The organism is Mesorhizobium sp. ESP7-2 (genome assembly GCF_020164715.1).
Taxonomy (GTDB): domain Bacteria; phylum Pseudomonadota; class Alphaproteobacteria; order Rhizobiales; family Rhizobiaceae; genus Mesorhizobium.
The window spans coordinates 176,298-193,780 of the sequence record NZ_JAIUGQ010000006.1 but is presented as its reverse complement, the minus strand read 5'-3'; the positions used below and the strand labels follow the sequence as shown (position 1 = coordinate 193,780).

Here is a 17,483-nt window from a genome sequence, read left to right as displayed (position 1 = left end):
GATAACCCGATCGCCGTTACCGATCGCGCTATGCCTGATGTAAAGGAATTGGCTGCGATAGCCTTCCAACGGACGCGAATGCCGATGGCGGTAACTGAAGCCACCCAGAAAAATCTTCCTATCGGAATTGCTCGCCTATGTGCCCGCCCTCGGTGCGGCGCGGGCCGCCCAGCGCTGAGGCCTACGCACAGCCGCGCGCTTCCGCCGCTCACCAAATCTTGAAGCCGCGGTTGGAACAGACCGTCCGGCTTCAGGTTAGCAAACTTGCCTCGCCGCAGGCGCAAGACGCCCGCGGGCGGCTATCCCAAGACCTCGCAGGAATGATCATGAAGACCCATCAACTGCCGCACGTCACCGCTAGTGGGCCGCTCGTCATCATCACGGCGGCGGTGCTGGCGTCCGCGATCGCCTTCTATTACTTCGCGGCCCCGTTGACCGGGGTAACCGGATCCGCCGGAGCCATGCTCGTGCTCATCGCCAGCTTGGCGCTTGCGCTGGACGGCCTCGTCTTGCGCTTCAGAAATAGCGGGCCCGTTTTCATCCTGGCCTGGATCTTGGGCCTTCTGGGAGCGCTCGGCACATTCACTGCCGCCGTCTTTCTCCACGCTTGGTGGCTCGTGGCGGTCGTTGCCGTTGTGCTGGCCGGACTGTTGATCACGCTAGGTTTCCGCCAGACCAAGACTTAGGACACAACCATGAGAACTGCTGTCTTCCGCTCGGCCCTGAGCTTTGCCGTCTTTCTGTTGCTGGCGTTTGGCCTTCATCCCGTCTCTGCCCAAAATGACAACAATTCACCCGAGTCACAACCGGGCGGCATACCGGATGCCGCTAAACAGCCGAAAGAGACGAGCGGGGGCAGCAATCCTTCGGCCGTGGATCCAGGATCGCCGAAGGAGGCGGCAACAGCCCCGCTGCCTGCGCCCAAGCCAATTCCGCTGATCCCGCCTGGACCGACCTGGAACAGCTTTCACGGCCAACTCAACGGCCAAAAGTATTCGCCGCTCACCCAGATCACCGTGCGAAACGTCGGCTCGCTGCGTAAGGTATGGGAGGTGCATACCGGCGATATGTCGGATGGCTCAGGCGCATTGCCGGCGTCCGTCTGGTCCGCAACCCCCATTTTCGCCAATGATACGCTTTATATCGGGACCCCCTTCTACGGGGTGCTGGCGCTCGATCCCGGCACAGGGGCGATCAAGTGGAAGTTCGAGTCCAAAACCACCTTGAAAGCCTTGACACAGCCGGCTCTCAAGAACCGAGGCGTCGCTTACTGGGAGAGCAAGAAGCCCATTGCGGGCGAGGGCTGTCAGAAGATCGTGTATCTCGGCACCATGGACGCGCACCTCTTCGCGCTGGACGCCGATACCGGACAGCTCTGCAAGAAATTCGGCTCGGCTGGCGTGCTGGACGTGAACCAGTGGAACGATGTCAATGCCAAGTTTCCGCTGTCGCTCTTGCAGCCGCCGACCGTGGCGGGCAATCATGTCATCATCGGCTGGGCCGGCAAGGATTGGGCCTATGCCGAGGCGCCTCCCGGCACGGTGTTCTCGCTGGATCCGCAGACGGGCGCGCGACAGTGGTCGTTTTCGGCGCTGCCGTCGCGGATCGCCAGACGCACCGGCACCGCCAATGTCTGGACGGCAATGTCCGTGGACGAAGGGCTTGGGCTTTTGTACCTGCCAGTCTCCAGCCCGTCGCCGAACTATTGGGGCGGCAACCGTACCGACCCGATACCGCTTGCAACGTCCACCACCGCCCTGGACCTGGAATCCGGCAAGGTCGTCTGGTCGCGACAGTGGGTTCATCACGACATCTGGGATTACGACATCAATTCGGCGCCCACGCTCATGGACATCACTGTTGCGGGCAAACAGATTCCCGCCCTGATGCAGGCGACGAAGATGGGCTTTCTGTTCGTGGTCGACCGGCGCACCGGAAAAGACGTCTGGCCGATCGAGGAGCGCCCCGTGCCTGCCGGAGACGGTGCCGTGCAAAGGGAGGTCTACGCCCCCACCCAGCCATTTCCGACCAAACCCGCGCCGCTGCTGGACCAGTCCAGAAAGCCACCAATCTGGCGAATAGCTGATGTCGTCGGCCTGGGCGAGTGCAGCCGGTTATGGGACAGCCTTTCGTACCGTGGCATGTACAGCCCGCCCACCCTCAAAGGCGACGGCGTGCTGGCTTACCCGGATTCGGCGGGCGGAGTGCAATGGGGTGGGGTCGCATTCGATCCTAACACCCAAACTGCGGTGGTCAATTTCTCGCACGTCGTCCAATCCATAAAGCTCTATCCCCGCGCCGAATACGAGCGGCTTGCTGGCAATTCCGGCAATGAGCAGGGCTACTATCCACAGGAGGGCGCACCGTACGGCATGTCACTGCGAAACGCTCTCAATTGGCTTGGCATGCCCTGCTGGGCGCCGCCCTTTGGAGAAATCGCGGCCATCGACATGACCACCGGCGACATCAAGTGGCGCCGGCCGATGGGGGCGTCGCAAAAGTGGGGCTTCTATATGCCCGAAGACCTCGGCTCCGTGACGATTGGCGGCCCCGCGGTGACGGCAAGTGGTCTGATCTTCATCGGCGCTTCCATGGACGCCAAGGTACGCGCCTATTCGCTCGCCAGTGGCAAGGAACTGTGGTCCGACATCGTCCAGGCGCCCGCCGTGGCCAATCCGGCCGTGTATGAATATCACGGCCGCGAATACGTCGTGTTCGTTGCCGGCGGCAACACCATTCTGAAGCATCAGGTCGGTGATCAGGTTGCCGCTTACGCTCTCCCGGGGCCGTAGCCACGAAATGCCGGTCTTGTCGGGACCGTTGGCAAGCCCATGTTGGGGGCGCTGCAGCGCTGTGATCGTGTCGCGGATTCAACATCGGCCACGCCGGGAGGCCGTGAAGGGTTGGTTCGAATGAGAGCTGGGAACCGCCAAAGCGCAGGGATGGCGCTGTGCAGGGCGCGCAGGGGCGAGGTCGAAGGACGCGCCTGGGAAACGTGCGATTGCCACCAAGCCGCCATGGCGCGCATCTCGCGAGCCGTCCCCACCTTGTTGGGCATGTCGGCGATTTTGACCGGGTGTTCGGGAGGGGTGTTGGACCCGCAGGGACCAATCGCGGCCGGCAACGCCAAGATCCTGCTCAACTCCCTGGCCATCATGCTGGTAATCGTGATCCCGACATTGGTTGCTTTGCTTTTTTTCGCCTGGAAATACCGAGCCTCGAACAGCCAAGCCCGCTACGATCCCGAGTTTGTCTACTCCGGTCGCATAGAGCTGATCGTCTGGGGTATTCCAACCTTGACGATCCTCTTCCTGGGGGGGCTTATCTACTACGGATCACAGCACCTCGATCCGCGCACGCCGATAGCCTCCGATAAGCCGCAGCTCAACGTCCAGGTCGTGGCGCTCGACTGGAAATGGCTCTTCATCTATCCCGACCAGCAAGTCGCCACCGTCAACAATCTGGTCATCCCGGCTGGTGTGCCCGTGCATTTCACATTGACTTCCGCCAGCGTCATGAACGCGTTCTTCATACCCCAGCTCGGCAGCATGATCTACGTCATGAATGGCATGCGGACGGAGCTGCACCTGCAGGCAGACCATGTGGGCACCTACTATGGGCAGTCGGCGCATTTCAGCGGCGACGGCTTCTCGGACATGCATTTCCTGGTGCATGCGGTTCCCGCGCGGGAATATGGCGCGTTCCTGTCCGGCCTGAAGGCTGATACCGGCGTCTTGAACGCGGACCTCTACCGCAAGCTGGCGCAACAAGGCTCCGAAGTGCCGGCGTCCGTGTTTGGTCATGCACAACAAGGCTTGTTTGATGCCATCGTGCGCCAGGCGCTGCCCCCGGGCCCCGGTCGGGCCAAGAACCAGTCCGGCGGCGAGCCGGCCATCAGGCCCAAGGCAGCGCCGTCGCCCACCGGTTCGGCAAGCCCAACACCGCAGGAACGAGAGGAGGCGAACGATGCTCGGTAAGCTCGACTGGTCGGCCATTCCGTTTGACCAGCCGATCCCACTTGGAGCGGCGTTGATCGTGTTTATTGCCGGCCTCGCCGTGCTGGGCTGGATCTCGCTTAAGGGATACTGGCCTTATTTGTGGCATGACTGGATAACGTCGGTCGATCACAAGCGCATCGGTGTCATGTACATCGTGCTTGCCATGCTGATGTTGCTGCGTGGCTTCGTTGACGCAATCATGATGCGTACTCAGCAGCTGTTTGCGATTCACGGACCCGGTTACCTGCCGCCCGAGCACTTCAATCAGATATTCTCGGCCCACGGGACCATCATGATCTTCTTCGCCTCGATGCCGTTCATGATCGGACTGATGAACTTCGTTGTGCCGCTGCAACTGGGAATACGTGATGTGGCCTTCCCCACCCTCAACTCGGTCAGTTTCTGGCTGACGGCGACGGGCGCCCTCCTGGTCAACATGTCCCTGGTCGTCGGCGAGTTCGCGCGTACCGGCTGGCTGCCCTATGCGCCACTTTCCGAGCTCGCATATTCGCCCGGGGTCGGTGTGGACTACTATCTGTGGGCGATCCAAATATCCGGCGTCGGGACCCTTTTGACCGGCGTGAACCTGGTTACCACCATCTTGAAAATGCGTGCCCCGGGCATGGGCTATCTGCGCATGCCAATGTTCTGCTGGACATCGCTGGCCGCCAATCTCCTGATCGTGGCTGCCTTCCCGATCCTTGCCGCAACGCTGGCGATGCTGACGCTCGACCGTTACCTCGGCTTTCATTTCTTCACCAACGAAGCCGGTGGGAACCAGATGATGTTCGTCAATCTCATCTGGGCCTGGGGCCACCCGGAAGTGTATATCCTGGTGCTTCCCGCCTTCGGTGTGTTCTCCGAAATCTTCTCCACGTTTTCGTCGAAGCCGCTGTTCGGCTACCGCTCGATGGTGACGGCGACGATGTTCATCTGTCTCGTGTCTTTCATGGTCTGGCTGCACCACTTCTTCACCATGGGCGCGGGCGCAAATGTAAATACGGCCTTCGGCATCGCCACCTCGGTGATCGCTGTCGGGACGGGGGTGAAGATCTACAACTGGCTCTTCACCATGTATGGCGGGAAGATCCGCTTCGACACCCCAATGCTTTGGGCGCTTGGCTTCGTCACCACATTCACCATCGGCGGAATGACCGGCGTTCTGCTTGCCGTCCCGCCAGCCGACTTTGTCCTTCACAACTCGCTCTTCCTGGTGGCGCATTTCCACAACGTGATTATCTCAGGCGTTCTCTTCGGCGCGTTCGCCGGCTTCACCTTCTGGTTTCCAAAGGCGTTCGGCTTTCGCCTTCACGAGGGCTGGGGCAAGGCGGCTTTCTGGTTCACGCTGCTCGGCTTCATCCTCGTCTTCGCACCGCTTTACGTGGTGGGTCTGCAGGGCATGACGCGCCGGTTGCAGCATATCGAGGTGGACGCCTGGGTACCGTGGATCGTCATCGCGGCGGCCGGTGTCGCGGTGATGCTTGTTGGAGCGGCGTGCCAGATCGCTCAGCTCTTACTGTCGATCAGGGACCGTGACCAGCTTCGCGACGACACGGGCGACCCTTGGGACGGGCGCTCGCTGGAGTGGTCCACACCGTCGCCTCCGCCTCCATTCAACTTTGCGCACCAGCCGCATGTTGAAAACCAGGAGCCCTATTGGAGCATGAAACAACACGCGATCGAAGGCCAAGATCCAAAGACGGACAGGCAGTACGAGCCGATCGACATGCCCAAGAACAGCCCGACGGGTTTCGTGTCAGCCTTCTTCGCGACGATCATTGGGTTCGCACTCATCTGGCACATATGGTGGCTGTCAATCCTCGGGTTCCTCGGCGCCTATGCCACATTTGTCGTGTTCGCCTGGCGCGACCAGGCCGAGATCGTGATCCCGGCCGAGGAGGTCGAACGGATCGACCGCGATCGCACGGCCGCGCAAATCGCCAGGCTGCGGCGCAGGGAACAACTGACATGAGTGACCACTTCGACACGATGCCCAGCGACATCGCCGCTGGAAGTGCCAGACGCGATCCCTACGTGCTGGGCCGTTCGAGCGGGCAGGGAGAAGGGCGCTCACGACACCAGGGTGCCACCGGACACGGCGAGGGCGGTCCCGCCTCGAAATTTGTAACCGTCACCTACGGATTTTGGATCTTTCTCCTGTCCGATATCATTATGTTCTCGGCGTTTTTCGCTTCGTACGCGGTGCTAGCGAATGCAACCGATAACGGGCCGACCGGCAAACAGCTGTTCGACTTCACACGCGTTGCCATTCAGACCGGACTTCTGTTGACCTCGACCTTCACCGCAGGCTTGGCCTCCCTGGCGGTCGAAAGACGTTCGATGATCCGCACACAGGCGTGGCTCCTGGTCACCGGCGTGCTTGGCGCGTTGTTCCTGCTCCTCGAGGGACAGGAATTCATCACCATGATCGGGGAGGGTGCCGGTCCCGCCCGAAGTGCGTTCCTGTCGGCCTTCTTCGCATTGGTCGGCTGCCATGGCGTCCATGTGGGGCTTGGGATCCTGTGGCTTGGAACCATGATGGCCCAGCTTTGGGTGAAGGGCTTTCGGGTCGAGATCTTACGCAGGCTCCACTGCTTCAGCCTTTTCTGGCATGCCCTCGACATTATCTGGGTCGCCATTTTCAGCCTGGTTTATCTGCTGGGAGCATCACAATGACAGACGAGACCGTCTCATCCGACGCCTCCAGGGACACCCGCGATACCGCCCCCGGTGAGGAGACGATCGCGCGCAACGAGCCCGCGGCTGGACTGCCGGGATATCTACTCGGCTATGGCCTCGCGGCCTTGTTGACTGTGGGGTCCTTCATCGCCGCCAGGACGGAGTTGATCTACCAGCCCGCGGTGATTTCCGCGCTGGTCGTGCTGGCCCTTGCACAGATTGGCGTGCATCTGGTTTTCTTCCTGCATCTGACGAGCGGACCAGACAACACAAACAACATTCTGGCCCTCGCCTTCGGAGTGTTGATCGTCGCGCTGATAGTACTCGGTTCCATCTGGATCATGGGACATCTCGACCAGAACATGGCGCCGATGAAGTCGCAACAGCTTGCCTTACTACCCCTTTGTTCTGCCGTACGCCTTCGGCTGACGTCGGCCATGGCCCGTCCGGCGGGCTGATAAGAGCAAGACACCGTCGCAGAGGCGAAACGATTGGATGGCAAGCGGCGAACCGGAGAACGACAGGACGCATCGACGTTCGACCCGAAGAACAGTGAAGGAGGAACTGATGATCCCCGAATGGCTGCATTGGGTGTCCCTGCTTTCGTTGCTGGCCGGCGTTCTATCTTCGATCTGGATAGCACTAGACGAGTTCCGAAATCCGCGAGAGATGTGGATCATGAACCTCGTTTGGCCGGTCTGTGCCCTCTTCGGTTCCGGCTTCGTTCTTTTCGTCTATCTGCATGCCGGCCGGTCAGGTTCGAAGGCCAGAGGGGAGCGGCCGGGCGGCGCAAGAAGGGCAGGCTCCGACAAGCCGGTTCTTTCGCCGATGGCGATCGCAAAGGCTGCTTTTCATTGCGGAGCCGGCTGCACCGTGGGCGATGTCATCGCCGAGACGCTGGCGCTTGCGTTCCCGACCGTCCTGTTGTGGCTGGGCTGGAAAAGCCTGTTTGCTGAAAGAACGATTTCGATCTGGATCCTGGACTACATCTTCGCCTTTGTCCTGGGCATAGCTTTCCAATATTTTACCATCAAGCCGATGCGACAGCTGTCTGTGACGCAGGGATTGCTACAAGCGCTCAAGGCCGACGCTCTGTCGCTGACGGCCTGGCAGGTTGGCATGTACGGGCTGATGGGCCTCGGGCAGCTTTTGATTTTTGAACCGGCCTTCGGAACACGGCTGGAAGCCAACACGCCTGAGTTCTGGTTTTTGATGCAACTGGCCATGCTGGGCGGCTTTGCAACCAGTTATCCCGTTAATTGGTGGCTCCTCAGAAAAGGCGTAAAGGAAGTAATGTAGGCGGGCGCAAGCCATGGTCCGCTGCCGCTGCAACCAGATGCTTGGTCCGATCCTCGCGACCGCGGATGTCGATGCAGAACACCTGATAGGAACTCGCGGCAGACTCGACCGACTTGCGCAGGTCTCGCACTTCGTCTGAGGTCACCGCGCCGCCTTGCTGCCCCGGGCAGCTGGCGACTGCCGCAATCCGACCGTCCGAAAGTTTGATCCAAATGACGTCATCGCCAGTGAGTTCGGGCTTTCAGGCGTGGACGCAGCGTGCCCGCCGTTGAGGATGATGCGCAAGAGAGAAAGCGGCCGTCGGACTGGACGATGCCGTCGCCTTTGAGCGATGGAAAAAGTCCTTTCACGCCGACGCCCCCGCTTGGTGCATGCCGAGCATTGGGCGGCATAGACTGCCTGTCCGGCACTAACGACGTCCTGGTCTGGAACCTCAGTGCTTTCCAGCGCGGTAGCCGGGAGTGACCTCAGATAGGTTGCGATCGCCTGCAAATCTTCGTCGGTCCTCTGTGTCCCACGATCCCAGATCCGCACGCCGGTCCCAGTCAGGCTATGAGCGGGATGAGATTAGTTTCGGTCATATCCGGAGTTTTCGAAATAGTGTGAGCATTCTGTCGGTGTGATGCGGTTGAGAATTTGGCCGATCGCGTCGCAAACGGTTTGGACGGTGCGGCTTGCTGCCTTTCTCAGCCAGTGCTTGAGTTTTGAAAAGAGCTGTTCGATCCCCGGTTCCGAGCAAGAATGAGCCCAGGCGACGCATGGGCAGCGCTCTCTGGTCGGAGGTTTGCGGAGCGTCAGCGTCTCCTGGGCGGTCGGCGACGTTTCTGCGACCAGATTGGCTTGAGCGCATCGGAATTAGATCCTGCGTGCTGCCGGCACGTCTCCGATTCGAGTTGCTCGAACTTCTTCACGCCGGCGGTTCCAAAGGGGCTCATTTCCCTAGTTGTGGAGCCTCGCCAGGTTGACCAGATAGTATCTGAGGCTGCTATGAACGATCTTCCAATCCTCACCCTGGGAATGATCCTGCTTACCGCTTCTTTGGTGGCGATGATTTCCAGACGGCTGCGGCTTCCTTACAGCGTCGGGCTTGTCGCGGCAGGTATCGCCCTTGGCTTCACGCCCGGCGTTGTCGCACTCCCCCTCAGTCGGGATTTGATTTTCACAGTGTTTTTGCCACCGCTAATCTTCCAGGCGGCACTCGCGATCGAATGGCGTCGTTTTCGCCTGAACCTGCCGGTCACCATTCTGCTCGCGTTCCCCGGCGTCGCGATAGCCGCTGCGGTGGTTGCGAGCGGCATGCATCTACTGCTCGGATGGACCTGGATCGGTGCCGGGCTGTTCGGCGTGCTGATAGCCGCCACCGATCCGGTGTCGGTTATCGCGGCCTTCAAGGAGATGAAGGTTCAACCCCGCCTCGCTCTGCTTGTCGAATCTGAAAGTCTGCTCAACGACGGCGCAGCCGCTGTTGGCTTCGGCATCCTGGCGGCAATCCTGGCAGGCGCCGACGCAACGCCCCTGAGCATTGTCGGGTCGCTGTTCTGGACGGTCGCGGGTGGGATTGCCTCCGGCGCGACAGTGGCAGCCCTGCTCCTTCTGATCGCCGGCCGGACCGAAGACCATCTTGTTGAGATAACCCTCACGACCATCGTCGCTTACGGTTCGTTCCTGCTTGCGGAGGATCTTGGCATGTCCGGCGTGCTGGCCACTCTCACGGCGGGCCTGATTGTGGGCAATGTCGGTTGGAAAGGCGCTATTTCCGCCAACGCAAGAAGTCACGTTCTGGCATTCTGGGAGTACGCGGCCTTCCTGGCAAATTCGATCGTGTTCATCTTGATCGGCGGCCATGAAGCTCATCAGCCACTTGGAATATTCGCAGGCACCTCGGCAGTCGCGGTCGTGCTCGTGCTGTTTGGTCGGAGCTTGGCCATCTATCCCTTCGGTGCCCTGCTTGCCGCCACGCGCTTGAAGGTGGATACCCGTTACCAGCACGTTTTGGTCTGGGGTGGGCTGCGCGGCGCGCTCGCCCTGGCCCTGGCGCTCGCACTTCCTGAAAACGTTGCAGAGCGCGGTGAAATAATCGTTGCCGCATTTGCGGTCGTTGCCTTTTCCATTTTCGTCCAGGGCTTGACCATGCCCTGGCTTATCAGATGGATGGGGTTGACCGCCGAAAACGCGGGTTCCGCGACAAGCGATCGCAGCAGGCGATGAAGAGGCCCGACGGCGTTCTCGTATTTGTGACTAATGTGGCCATAGGATGTGACCGGGGCTGGAACGACGATGCCAGGACCGGGACAGCATTGGCCCGTTCACACATGTTGCATGTCACTCCACAAAACAGAACTGTGAGGCGGCGCCATCGTTGGCCGATTGACCCGGCTGTGGCATTGGCCCCGCGCGGGGATTGCGCTTCGATGCAAATGCGGGCGAATATGTGCCTGGCGAAACCGATCGGGACGGTGCTCGAGCAATCAACCGCCCTTGAACAGCCAGCCCCGCCGCTAACAGCGGCCGGGCAAGTCGAACATGCAGAACTGCAACAAACGAGCCAGTGCTTCGGAGCGCTGCCGAAGGCTGGACCTTCTTCGGTTGGCGACGATTTGGAAGCCCTTCCGAGCCGGCGATTGCAGCAGGCTCGGATGAGCCGACAGGCGATCAAGTAGGCGCCATCCGCCCTCCCGTGGCGGCCAGCAGTTGCATGGGCGGCTGCCGGACTGGCGTTTGCGCATCGGCTTCCTTCATGCAACAGTCTACAAGAAGCCACCATCTAGGCGTCCATCATCGACTTCGACGGCTCTCGGCCGATATGTTCTTCAATGCGTTCGTGCCGGCGTCTGTGGCAAAGCCTGGCGGAAGTTCTTGGCATAGTCGGGAGGCATCCTGGGCGGCATCAGCGGTTCATAGGCACCGACCAGCGCTAGGACCTTCGGCTGCGAAGGCCTCGTCGAGCACGGTCTCGATCTGATCGGCCCCGCTTGATGCGAAAACCGCTTCCCCCATCGTTTCCGCGGCTTGGGCAAAATCGATCGCCTGCAGTTCGCAACCGAATTGCGGGTTGCCCAGAAACTCATCTGCTCGCAGGCGATCTGATTGAAATCGTGACATCTTGGAAAGCGGCCGCCGGGCGCCTTGCCGGGGAACCCCGCTCATCCCGAACCGTAACCGCAAGGGTCATGGAGCGTCTGCACCAAGCGGGCTTCTGTAGTTGTGGGGGACATTTCGGGGGGCATGAAGTGTCTTCAGATGTGAGGAAACATCGGCGATCAGCCGTCGTTGACACGCTTGTGAGTGCGAGGACCCCCACTCAAAAGAGGCGCCTTCCGCGCGATGATATCCACTGATTGGAAGACAGCTATTTCGACCTGCGGAATTTCTGAAGAGTCGTCTCCAGCACGAGGAACGAACCAAAGTTCCATGCATTTAGCAGGCTGCGTTCATACACTATTTCTTCTGGGAGCTGGACCATTGTCATCCGGAGGCTACCTCTTGGGCGACCAGGAAACCAATGAAGTTTCCATCGTTGAGCTGATCCCCGCCCTGCGGGCTTTCGCCCGTACCTTCTGCCGTATCCCCGATGATGCCGACGATCTGGTGCAGGAGACACTGACCAAGGGCCTCGCCAATATCGACAAGTTCGAACCCGGGACACGCATGAAGTCATGGCTCTTCACCATCATGCGCAACACCTACTACACCCGGATAAAGATCGCTGCCCGGGAAGCGCCAGGCCTGCTCGACTGTGCATCTTCCAAACCGACTTCGGAAGCCACCCAGGAATGGAGCGTTCAGGGCAAGGAAGTTCACCGCGCGATTCAAAAGCTACCCGAACACCAACGCGAGGTTCTGATGCTGATCGGTGTTCTAGGGGTGAGCTATGAGGAAACGGCCGAGATATGTGGCTGCGCGGTGGGGACGGTCAAAAGTCGGCTAAACCGTGCCCGGGCCAACGTTCTCGAATTGCTTGGGGAGAGTTCGCTGCAGACATTGGTGGAAAGGCGAAACCATCTGTCGGACGGTCAGCTCGATATCGACGGTGACAGCCGCAGATAGTCAGTTCTTCACGTGACGTTTACGTCTCTCGACCAGCGCGTTTTGCAACTCCATCGCCAGTTTGGTCAGCCGGTCCGGTATCCTTTCCTGCTCAATCGCAGATAGGAGAGAAGTGATCTCCCGATCCATAGCCAGACCGAATTCTGGGTCCACCGTATCATCGCTCGAACGAGACATCATATTCTCTTGATAGACAGCAGTCCCTTGGTCGTAGTGTGGTGACGAATGCTCGACATTACAAGGTGAGGTTCGCCGCCGGCACGGTTGCTGGCTAGCCTTGCACAGATTTATTTCCTTAGCCCTATGTCGCCGCGGGCCAAGAATGGGGTGTGACGGCGTTCAATCCTTCGGCAACTGGTTCGCGGCATGGTCCTGATATTGATCGGACTTGATGCGATTGCCATCCAGTCCACGCTCCTCGCTGTGCTGCTTCTTGTCGCGATTGGACAAAACGGCGTTTTCTCCGACCTTGTCCTTGGGCAGGTCGGTCATCGCGCCGGCGCCGGTACCCTTGCCCTGTGTGCCGCGGCCGAAATGTTTTTTGTCGCCGGATGCCATGACTTTCTCCTTTGGATCGGTGACGTTCTTCAGCGCTTCTGGTTCGACGTCCGAACTGGCGGTGCGCGGTAATGTTCCGCCGCCGCGAGCAAGCAGGAAGGCATCGCCATCCCATAACCGAAACGGCTTCTCGCCATTGATGACGACCCGCAATTGGTGAGCTTCGGCCAGACGACTGATATCGGCGCGGTCCAAAAAAAGCGATCCGCGATAAGAATAGTTCAGCAGGGCCAGCCACCCCGGCTGTCTCAGAACGCGTGCAATCTCCTCGAAATGCCGCTCAGCCATGCCGGCCAGAACGAGATAAGGAAAGCAGTCGACCGCCAGCACGCAATCGAAACTGCTGTCGTCGAATTCGGTCAAGTCGAGACCGGAGGTTCGCCGCACCTCGACATTGCCCAGCGCGGCGCACCGCTCAGAGGCGATGGAGATCATCCGCGAGGATATGTCGATGCCGACCATCCGGTTGAAGGAGTTGGAAAGCGCACCTTCGAAACGGCCGATGCCGCAACCAATGTCCAGGACGTCCCGGCCGGTGCCGGTGAAATCCTGCTCTTTGAGCCATGCAGCGATTTCGTCGGTGGTGGCTGACAGCCTGTCCTCATCGCCGAGGGATGCGAGTTGGACGCTTGCTGTTCCCGAAATCGCTGCCGCCGCATCGAAGCTCGATGCCAATCGCGTGACGACAGCGGCATCTGTCTCGTCCTCGTCGCGTGCGTGCCGAACGGCCGCGCCCGTGGCCCGTAACAAGGCGAATGCGCTTGGTTTGCGGCGAAGCAGCCCGGCTACCTCTTGCAGTCTTTCCGCGTATTGAGGAACCGACGGGATGAGATCCAGCACGATCTCCGCCAATTCCGCCGCTCCGATCCTCGTCTGTAGGTAAAGCGCCAGCCTGGCGATGACGGCTTCGGCGCAAACGCCATCCTTCATGCAGTCTTCGACGGCCGATCTCATCGCTGTCCGGCTCTGGGCCGATTTTGGGCCGGTCGCGATCATGGTATCAATTCCGCGTCCAGACCCTGCGCATCGTCCACCTGTCGATGGCGCCCCAGCCATATTTGTAGGCTTCCTGACCGCGCAGGAAATCGAACTCATGCGCCCCCTCGCGGATCGACTCCTCGATCGCGTGGCCGATCAGGATCGCGCCTGGACTCTCTTCGGCATAAGCAGGGTCGAAGCCCCCGAGATAGGCATAGGCGCGACCGCGATGATGAAAGCCGTAATAGACGCCGACGGTTCTGCCGTCGATTGCGAGCAGCCAGCACCGGGCAAGGCCACGAGCGTCGAGCAAGGGAAGCGAGTGCCTGTGGAATTGCTTTACGGCGACGTCGGCCAACACACCACCTCCGCGTCCGGCCCAGCGCGCGTCGTGAAGGCGGATCAACTGATCGAGGAAGGTTTGGGGTTCGCCGCGTGCCGACGACAACGCGGTCCGGCCGCGCCTGGCTGCGGCCTGTCGCGCCCGTCGCAACTGGCGCCTTCGTCGGGAGGGCACACAGCCCGCAAGGGTTTCGTCGCCGGCGATAGCGAGCACGGGGCAAACGCCATGAAGGCCTGGCCGCCCGGCCTTCAGGTCGGGATGGATCATGGCAAGACCGGCAGCGTCTTGCGGCAAATCCGACAAGACCCATTGCGACCATTCAACCGAGAGGATCTTTTCAGCAATTGCGGCTGCGACCAGGGCTTCGGTGCCGGGAACACACAGGATGTCCAGATAGTCGCTGAGCGAAATCCCGACCGGAAGCAATTTCGAGCCCGCGACCCCGTGCTCGAGATAGAGCGGCGCCAGTCCCAACAGATCGCCTCCGTGCCAGACCGCGACCGTCGCCAGGTCGCCCGGCGCGAATGTACGCCACCATGGCACCAGCCAGGCGGGAGATTGAAACGGCGTCGCGGAAGAACTCTGCTCCCACAGTTTCCACCAGTGCGGCGCGAGGCTATCGAATTGCGCCGGATCATCGATGATCTCGCTACGCAGCACAGGCTCGCTCACGGTGTGGTGGCGAGGCGCGCGGCATCGGTGCCAAGTCGCGCCAGTGCTTGATAGGCATCCATGTAGGACGAGATCATTCGTTGCAGCGAAAACCGCCGCCGCGCCTCGGTCCGGCATGCCTCGGCGTCCAGGCTGGGTGCCGCAATGATGGCTTGGGCCATCTCGTCGATAGAGTTGACGAGAAAGCCGGTCCTGCCATGCTCGATCACATCGGGAAGCGCGCCATTTGGAAAAGCCACGACCGGCGTGCCGCAGGCCAGTGCCTCCATGGCGACAAGTGAACTGGTTTCGGCGGCAAGGCTCGGGATGACCAGACAGCGCGCTGCGTTGAGAAAGCGTCGCTTGGCGGTGAAACCGATCGGACCAAGGAAGCGGCGGCGGCCATCGAGTCGAGGTTGGACCTCGTCGCGAAAGTACCGCGTGTGCATTTCGTAGGGATAGACCTTGCCGCCGACAACCAGTGGCACACCCGCCCGTTTGGCTGCCTCCAGCGCCAGGTGAATGCCCTTTTCCGGGCAGACCCGGCTCAGAACCAGTGCAAAGTCGCGCTTAGCTAGCGGCAGACTGAGCGCCTCTATGTCGACGCCATTCGGAATTGGCGCCGCCAGCCTGGCGCCGGGAGGCGCGGTTTTCTGCTGGGCAGCCGAGACGGCGTGGAGCCACAGGTCGTCGCGCGTCGGGCGCAGTGCCTCGGCCGGATACCAGTCCAATGGCAAGTGAAGGGTCACCAACGTCGGGCCATCGGCTGGCAGGTAGGCGTCGAAGTCGATGCCATGCAGATGAACCACGTCGATCGGCCAAGTGGCGCGGGCCGTGGCGATCGCGGTCCGATGAGCCTGCTGCGCGCGGCCCTTTGCCGCTTCGTCGAGCACGCCGCGTTCCGCCGGTGTTTCCAGAAGGGTGCCGCTCGCGCTGGAACCCCGGCAGCCGACGACGACAGACCGGTGACCCGCGTGAACCAGTGCCCGATCGAGCATCGACAGGACCTGCTCGGCACCTCCGACCGCGTCCGGTCCCACAGGCGCGAGGGGATAGGCGACATTGAGGACGGTAAGCGTCATGGCCGGCCGAGCGATTGTGAGGGATGGGCGAGGGCGCTTGCGACCGGCCGCATGTCCTCGAAGCTCGAAGGCAGTGAATTGCGGCGAATTGCGTGGCAACCGCGGGCCACGATTTCCGTCAGCGCATCCGTTGATCGCGGACCGGATCGCATGAGAGCCTCACGCCGCCGAGGCCCGCTGCGTCGGAAGCGAGTCGGACGTCATGCTGGGCGCGTAGCGGCGGACCATCGATGCGCAGAATTCAGCGAATTCCTCGGGCACCAGTGGAGGGCTGGTGTGGTGAGGCATCATTCCACGATGTTCCGGCGTGAAGCAGAAGGTGACCGTGACATCGAAAGGGGCGAGGGCTTCCATCTGTCGGTCGAACCAGTCCAACGCATTCGGCCTGAAGCTGTCGGCCCAGGAAAGCCCCGTGCGCACGTTGGTGACGCCGAGCCGCTTCATCCATGCGACGGCGTCGTCCAGTCGGGGGTCCTCGAAATGAAACCACTGTACCAGCCCCATTGCAGGTGTGTGGCGCAGGAATTCTTCTATCGCCGGCTTCGGCGTACCGTCCTGGCGCAGCAGCCCCATGTGGAAATGACGATAATAGGAGGAGCCCTCCGCTTCGCGATGCCGCGTCGTTGCCCCCCATTCGCGCGGAAGGTCGTAGAGGCTATACCACTGAATTCGTGGTGCGTTGCCGAGCAGCAATTCGGCGGTGCGCTTGAGGCCCCAGACCTGTATTTCCTCGGCCCCGAAGGTCGATATGCCGACTTCGCTGACCCAGATGGGAAGATCGGTGACGGTTGCGATCTCGCCGATCCTCTGCGGCCATTCCTGAATTTGCCACAAGTTCCAGTCAAGAGGAAAGCCGTGTACCGCAACGGCGTCGACGTGGTCCAGTACGCCGAATCCCTTCATGTGCGCGATAAAGTCGGGGTCTATTGGCGAGATGCCGCCAAGCACCTTTGCCAGGGCCGGGTTCTCGGATGCGATCGCATCCGCCGACAGAATTGCCATCCTGGCAAAGCGGCTCCAATCGGGGTCGAGCTCGGGGTCCCAGTGCGATTTGTTGTTGGGCTCGTTCCAGATCATCGCGGCTTCAATCATGGAGCTTTCCTTTCGAAGGGTAAATTGCGCCGCCGCCGGCCGGATCGCCGGCCGCGCGACAGAAATAGACCTCCTGTTCGGGATGCAGAACGATCTCGAAACCCGCGCTGCGCAGCATCGCCTCGGTGCAGGCCCGGTTGGGTATCCACCAGTTGGTCGGATCATCCGCGTAGCGTTGCTCCACGAAATGCAGCTTGGGAAATTCTGGCCGGTCGAACAGATCATGCATCCAGAAGGGATAATTCTCTTCCAGCTCCAACAGATCCGCGCTGCCGCGTTGCATGGACTGAAAAATCATCATGTCGCCGGCGACGTGCTCGCGGATTAAGTCGAGCGCGAGCAAGGGGTGGCGCAGATGGTAAAGCACCCCCATGAACAGCACGACGTCGAATGTCTCGCGCAGGGCACCAACGTCGTAGACCGATAGCTTCTGGAATTCGATCTCGCAATCCGCGATCTCGGCCGCAAAGCGGGCCTGCGCCAGATAGCCCTCGTCGAAATCGATGCCGAGGACACGGGCGGCGCCTCGCCGTTTCATCTCGATTGAATAGAAGCCGGCATTGCAGCCGATGTCCAGCACGGTCTTGCCGGCCAGATCGGCAGGTATGGCGTCAGCGAATTTGCGCCATTTGATCAGGGGGTAATTGCCGAGAAAGTGGTCGGGTGCAGTTTCGACGCCGGCCAGTTCCATGTTGTGGAACCATGGGCCGAGCGCGTCGATGCGTCGTCGGATTTCGGCTTGGGAATGCAACATGG

15 protein-coding genes and 2 pseudogenes are annotated in these 17,483 nt (G+C 60.8%); 9 read left to right on the top strand and 8 right to left on the bottom strand.

What is annotated here, in order from left to right:
* Window positions 1–230: 230 nt before the first annotated feature.
* From LB543_RS08945 to LB543_RS08910, 8 genes are all read left to right on the top strand, one after another.
* The gene (locus LB543_RS08945) at window positions 231–686 is read left to right on the top strand and encodes a hypothetical protein (RefSeq protein ID WP_140764484.1); all 456 of its coding nucleotides are present in this window, start codon (window positions 231–233) and stop codon (window positions 684–686) included.
* A gap of 9 nt (window positions 687–695) precedes the next feature.
* Window positions 696–2,792 carry a pyrroloquinoline quinone-dependent dehydrogenase gene (locus LB543_RS08940; protein ID WP_140810098.1) on the top strand — a complete coding sequence of 699 codons (2,097 nt, stop codon included), beginning with the start codon at window positions 696–698 and terminating at the stop codon, window positions 2,790–2,792.
* A gap of 225 nt (window positions 2,793–3,017) precedes the next feature.
* The gene (cyoA, locus tag LB543_RS08935) at window positions 3,018–3,977 is read left to right on the top strand and encodes a ubiquinol oxidase subunit II (RefSeq protein WP_224597697.1); all 960 of its coding nucleotides are present in this window, start codon (window positions 3,018–3,020) and stop codon (window positions 3,975–3,977) included.
* Window positions 3,967–5,970, top strand: coding sequence for a cytochrome o ubiquinol oxidase subunit I (gene cyoB, locus LB543_RS08930; protein ID WP_140764478.1), 2,004 nt, complete (start codon window positions 3,967–3,969; stop codon window positions 5,968–5,970). Before cyoA ends, cyoB begins: the two co-directional genes overlap by 11 nt.
* Window positions 5,967–6,674: a cytochrome (ubi)quinol oxidase subunit III gene (locus LB543_RS08925; RefSeq protein WP_140810099.1), complete on the top strand. Its 708-nt coding sequence runs from the start codon at window positions 5,967–5,969 to the stop codon at window positions 6,672–6,674. The genes cyoB and LB543_RS08925 overlap by 4 nt, the downstream gene beginning before the upstream one ends.
* On the top strand, window positions 6,671–7,135 hold the full coding sequence (cyoD, locus tag LB543_RS08920) for a cytochrome o ubiquinol oxidase subunit IV (protein ID WP_140810101.1): 465 nt from the start codon (window positions 6,671–6,673) through the stop codon (window positions 7,133–7,135). The genes LB543_RS08925 and cyoD overlap by 4 nt, the downstream gene beginning before the upstream one ends.
* 109 nt (window positions 7,136–7,244) lie before the next feature.
* Window positions 7,245–7,976, top strand: a complete 732-nt coding sequence (locus LB543_RS08915; RefSeq protein ID WP_140764469.1) for a DUF4396 domain-containing protein — start codon at window positions 7,245–7,247, stop codon at window positions 7,974–7,976.
* A gap of 987 nt (window positions 7,977–8,963) precedes the next feature.
* Window positions 8,964–10,184 (top strand): cation:proton antiporter, encoded by a 1,221-nt coding sequence (locus tag LB543_RS08910; RefSeq protein ID WP_140764464.1) that lies wholly within the window; start codon window positions 8,964–8,966, stop codon window positions 10,182–10,184.
* 556 nt (window positions 10,185–10,740) lie between these two features.
* On the opposite strand, the pseudogene LB543_RS08905 reads toward LB543_RS08910, so the two are convergent.
* Window positions 10,741–11,065 (bottom strand): annotated as a pseudogene (locus LB543_RS08905) (pyruvate oxidase); the annotation flags it as partial.
* A gap of 394 nt (window positions 11,066–11,459) precedes the next feature.
* On the opposite strand from LB543_RS08905, the gene LB543_RS08900 reads away from it, so the two are divergent.
* A complete protein-coding gene (locus tag LB543_RS08900) occupies window positions 11,460–12,023 on the top strand; it encodes a sigma-70 family RNA polymerase sigma factor (RefSeq protein WP_140764462.1) in 564 nt (187 codons plus the stop codon).
* On the opposite strand, the gene LB543_RS08895 is transcribed toward LB543_RS08900, so the two are convergent.
* The 7 genes and pseudogenes from LB543_RS08895 to LB543_RS08865 all read right to left on the bottom strand — a co-directional run bounded on the left by LB543_RS08895 (window position 12,024) and on the right by LB543_RS08865 (window position 17,481).
* Entirely contained in the window at window positions 12,024–12,200 is a 177-nt protein-coding gene (locus LB543_RS08895) for a hypothetical protein (RefSeq protein WP_181182874.1), read from the bottom strand.
* A gap of 162 nt (window positions 12,201–12,362) precedes the next feature.
* On the bottom strand, window positions 12,363–12,581 hold the full coding sequence (locus LB543_RS08890; protein ID WP_027144326.1) for a hypothetical protein: 219 nt from the start codon (window positions 12,579–12,581) through the stop codon (window positions 12,363–12,365).
* A gap of 222 nt (window positions 12,582–12,803) precedes the next feature.
* Window positions 12,804–13,511 (bottom strand): annotated as a pseudogene (locus tag LB543_RS08885) (class I SAM-dependent methyltransferase); the annotation flags it as partial.
* Between the two features lie 70 nt (window positions 13,512–13,581).
* Complete coding sequence (locus tag LB543_RS08880; RefSeq protein ID WP_140810103.1) at window positions 13,582–14,574, bottom strand: GNAT family N-acetyltransferase; 993 nt, start codon at window positions 14,572–14,574, stop codon at window positions 13,582–13,584.
* Entirely contained in the window at window positions 14,571–15,635 is a 1,065-nt protein-coding gene (locus LB543_RS08875) for a glycosyltransferase family 4 protein (RefSeq protein ID WP_140764675.1), read from the bottom strand. The genes LB543_RS08880 and LB543_RS08875 overlap by 4 nt, the downstream gene beginning before the upstream one ends.
* 159 nt (window positions 15,636–15,794) lie before the next feature.
* Window positions 15,795–16,727 (bottom strand): beta-xylosidase, encoded by a 933-nt coding sequence (locus LB543_RS08870; protein ID WP_140764678.1) that lies wholly within the window; start codon window positions 16,725–16,727, stop codon window positions 15,795–15,797.
* The gene (locus LB543_RS08865) at window positions 16,720–17,481 is read right to left on the bottom strand and encodes a TIGR04290 family methyltransferase (RefSeq protein ID WP_140810104.1); all 762 of its coding nucleotides are present in this window, start codon (window positions 17,479–17,481) and stop codon (window positions 16,720–16,722) included. The genes LB543_RS08870 and LB543_RS08865 overlap by 8 nt, the downstream gene beginning before the upstream one ends.
* Between the last annotated feature and the right edge of the window lie 2 nt (window positions 17,482–17,483).

What these genes read in the sequence shown, in the direction of transcription:
- cyoB (WP_140764478.1), top strand. Translation starts at nt 3,967, where the DNA reads ATGCTCGGTAAGCTCGACTGGTCGGCCATTCCGTTTGACCAGCCGATC.
- cyoA (WP_224597697.1), top strand. Translation starts at nt 3,018, where the DNA reads ATGGCGCGCATCTCGCGAGCCGTCCCCACCTTGTTGGGCATGTCGGCG.
- LB543_RS08925 (WP_140810099.1), top strand. Translation starts at nt 5,967, where the DNA reads ATGAGTGACCACTTCGACACGATGCCCAGCGACATCGCCGCTGGAAGT.
- LB543_RS08910 (WP_140764464.1), top strand. Translation starts at nt 8,964, where the DNA reads ATGAACGATCTTCCAATCCTCACCCTGGGAATGATCCTGCTTACCGCT.
- LB543_RS08940 (WP_140810098.1), top strand. Translation starts at nt 696, where the DNA reads ATGAGAACTGCTGTCTTCCGCTCGGCCCTGAGCTTTGCCGTCTTTCTG.
- LB543_RS08865 (WP_140810104.1), bottom strand. Translation starts at nt 17,481, where the DNA reads ATGTTGCATTCCCAAGCCGAAATCCGACGACGCATCGACGCGCTCGGC.
- LB543_RS08890 (WP_027144326.1), bottom strand. Translation starts at nt 12,581, where the DNA reads ATGGCATCCGGCGACAAAAAACATTTCGGCCGCGGCACACAGGGCAAG.
- LB543_RS08895 (WP_181182874.1), bottom strand. Translation starts at nt 12,200, where the DNA reads ATGTCTCGTTCGAGCGATGATACGGTGGACCCAGAATTCGGTCTGGCT.
- LB543_RS08870 (WP_140764678.1), bottom strand. Translation starts at nt 16,727, where the DNA reads ATGATTGAAGCCGCGATGATCTGGAACGAGCCCAACAACAAATCGCAC.
- cyoD (WP_140810101.1), top strand. Translation starts at nt 6,671, where the DNA reads ATGACAGACGAGACCGTCTCATCCGACGCCTCCAGGGACACCCGCGAT.
- LB543_RS08875 (WP_140764675.1), bottom strand. Translation starts at nt 15,635, where the DNA reads ATGACGCTTACCGTCCTCAATGTCGCCTATCCCCTCGCGCCTGTGGGA.
- LB543_RS08915 (WP_140764469.1), top strand. Translation starts at nt 7,245, where the DNA reads ATGATCCCCGAATGGCTGCATTGGGTGTCCCTGCTTTCGTTGCTGGCC.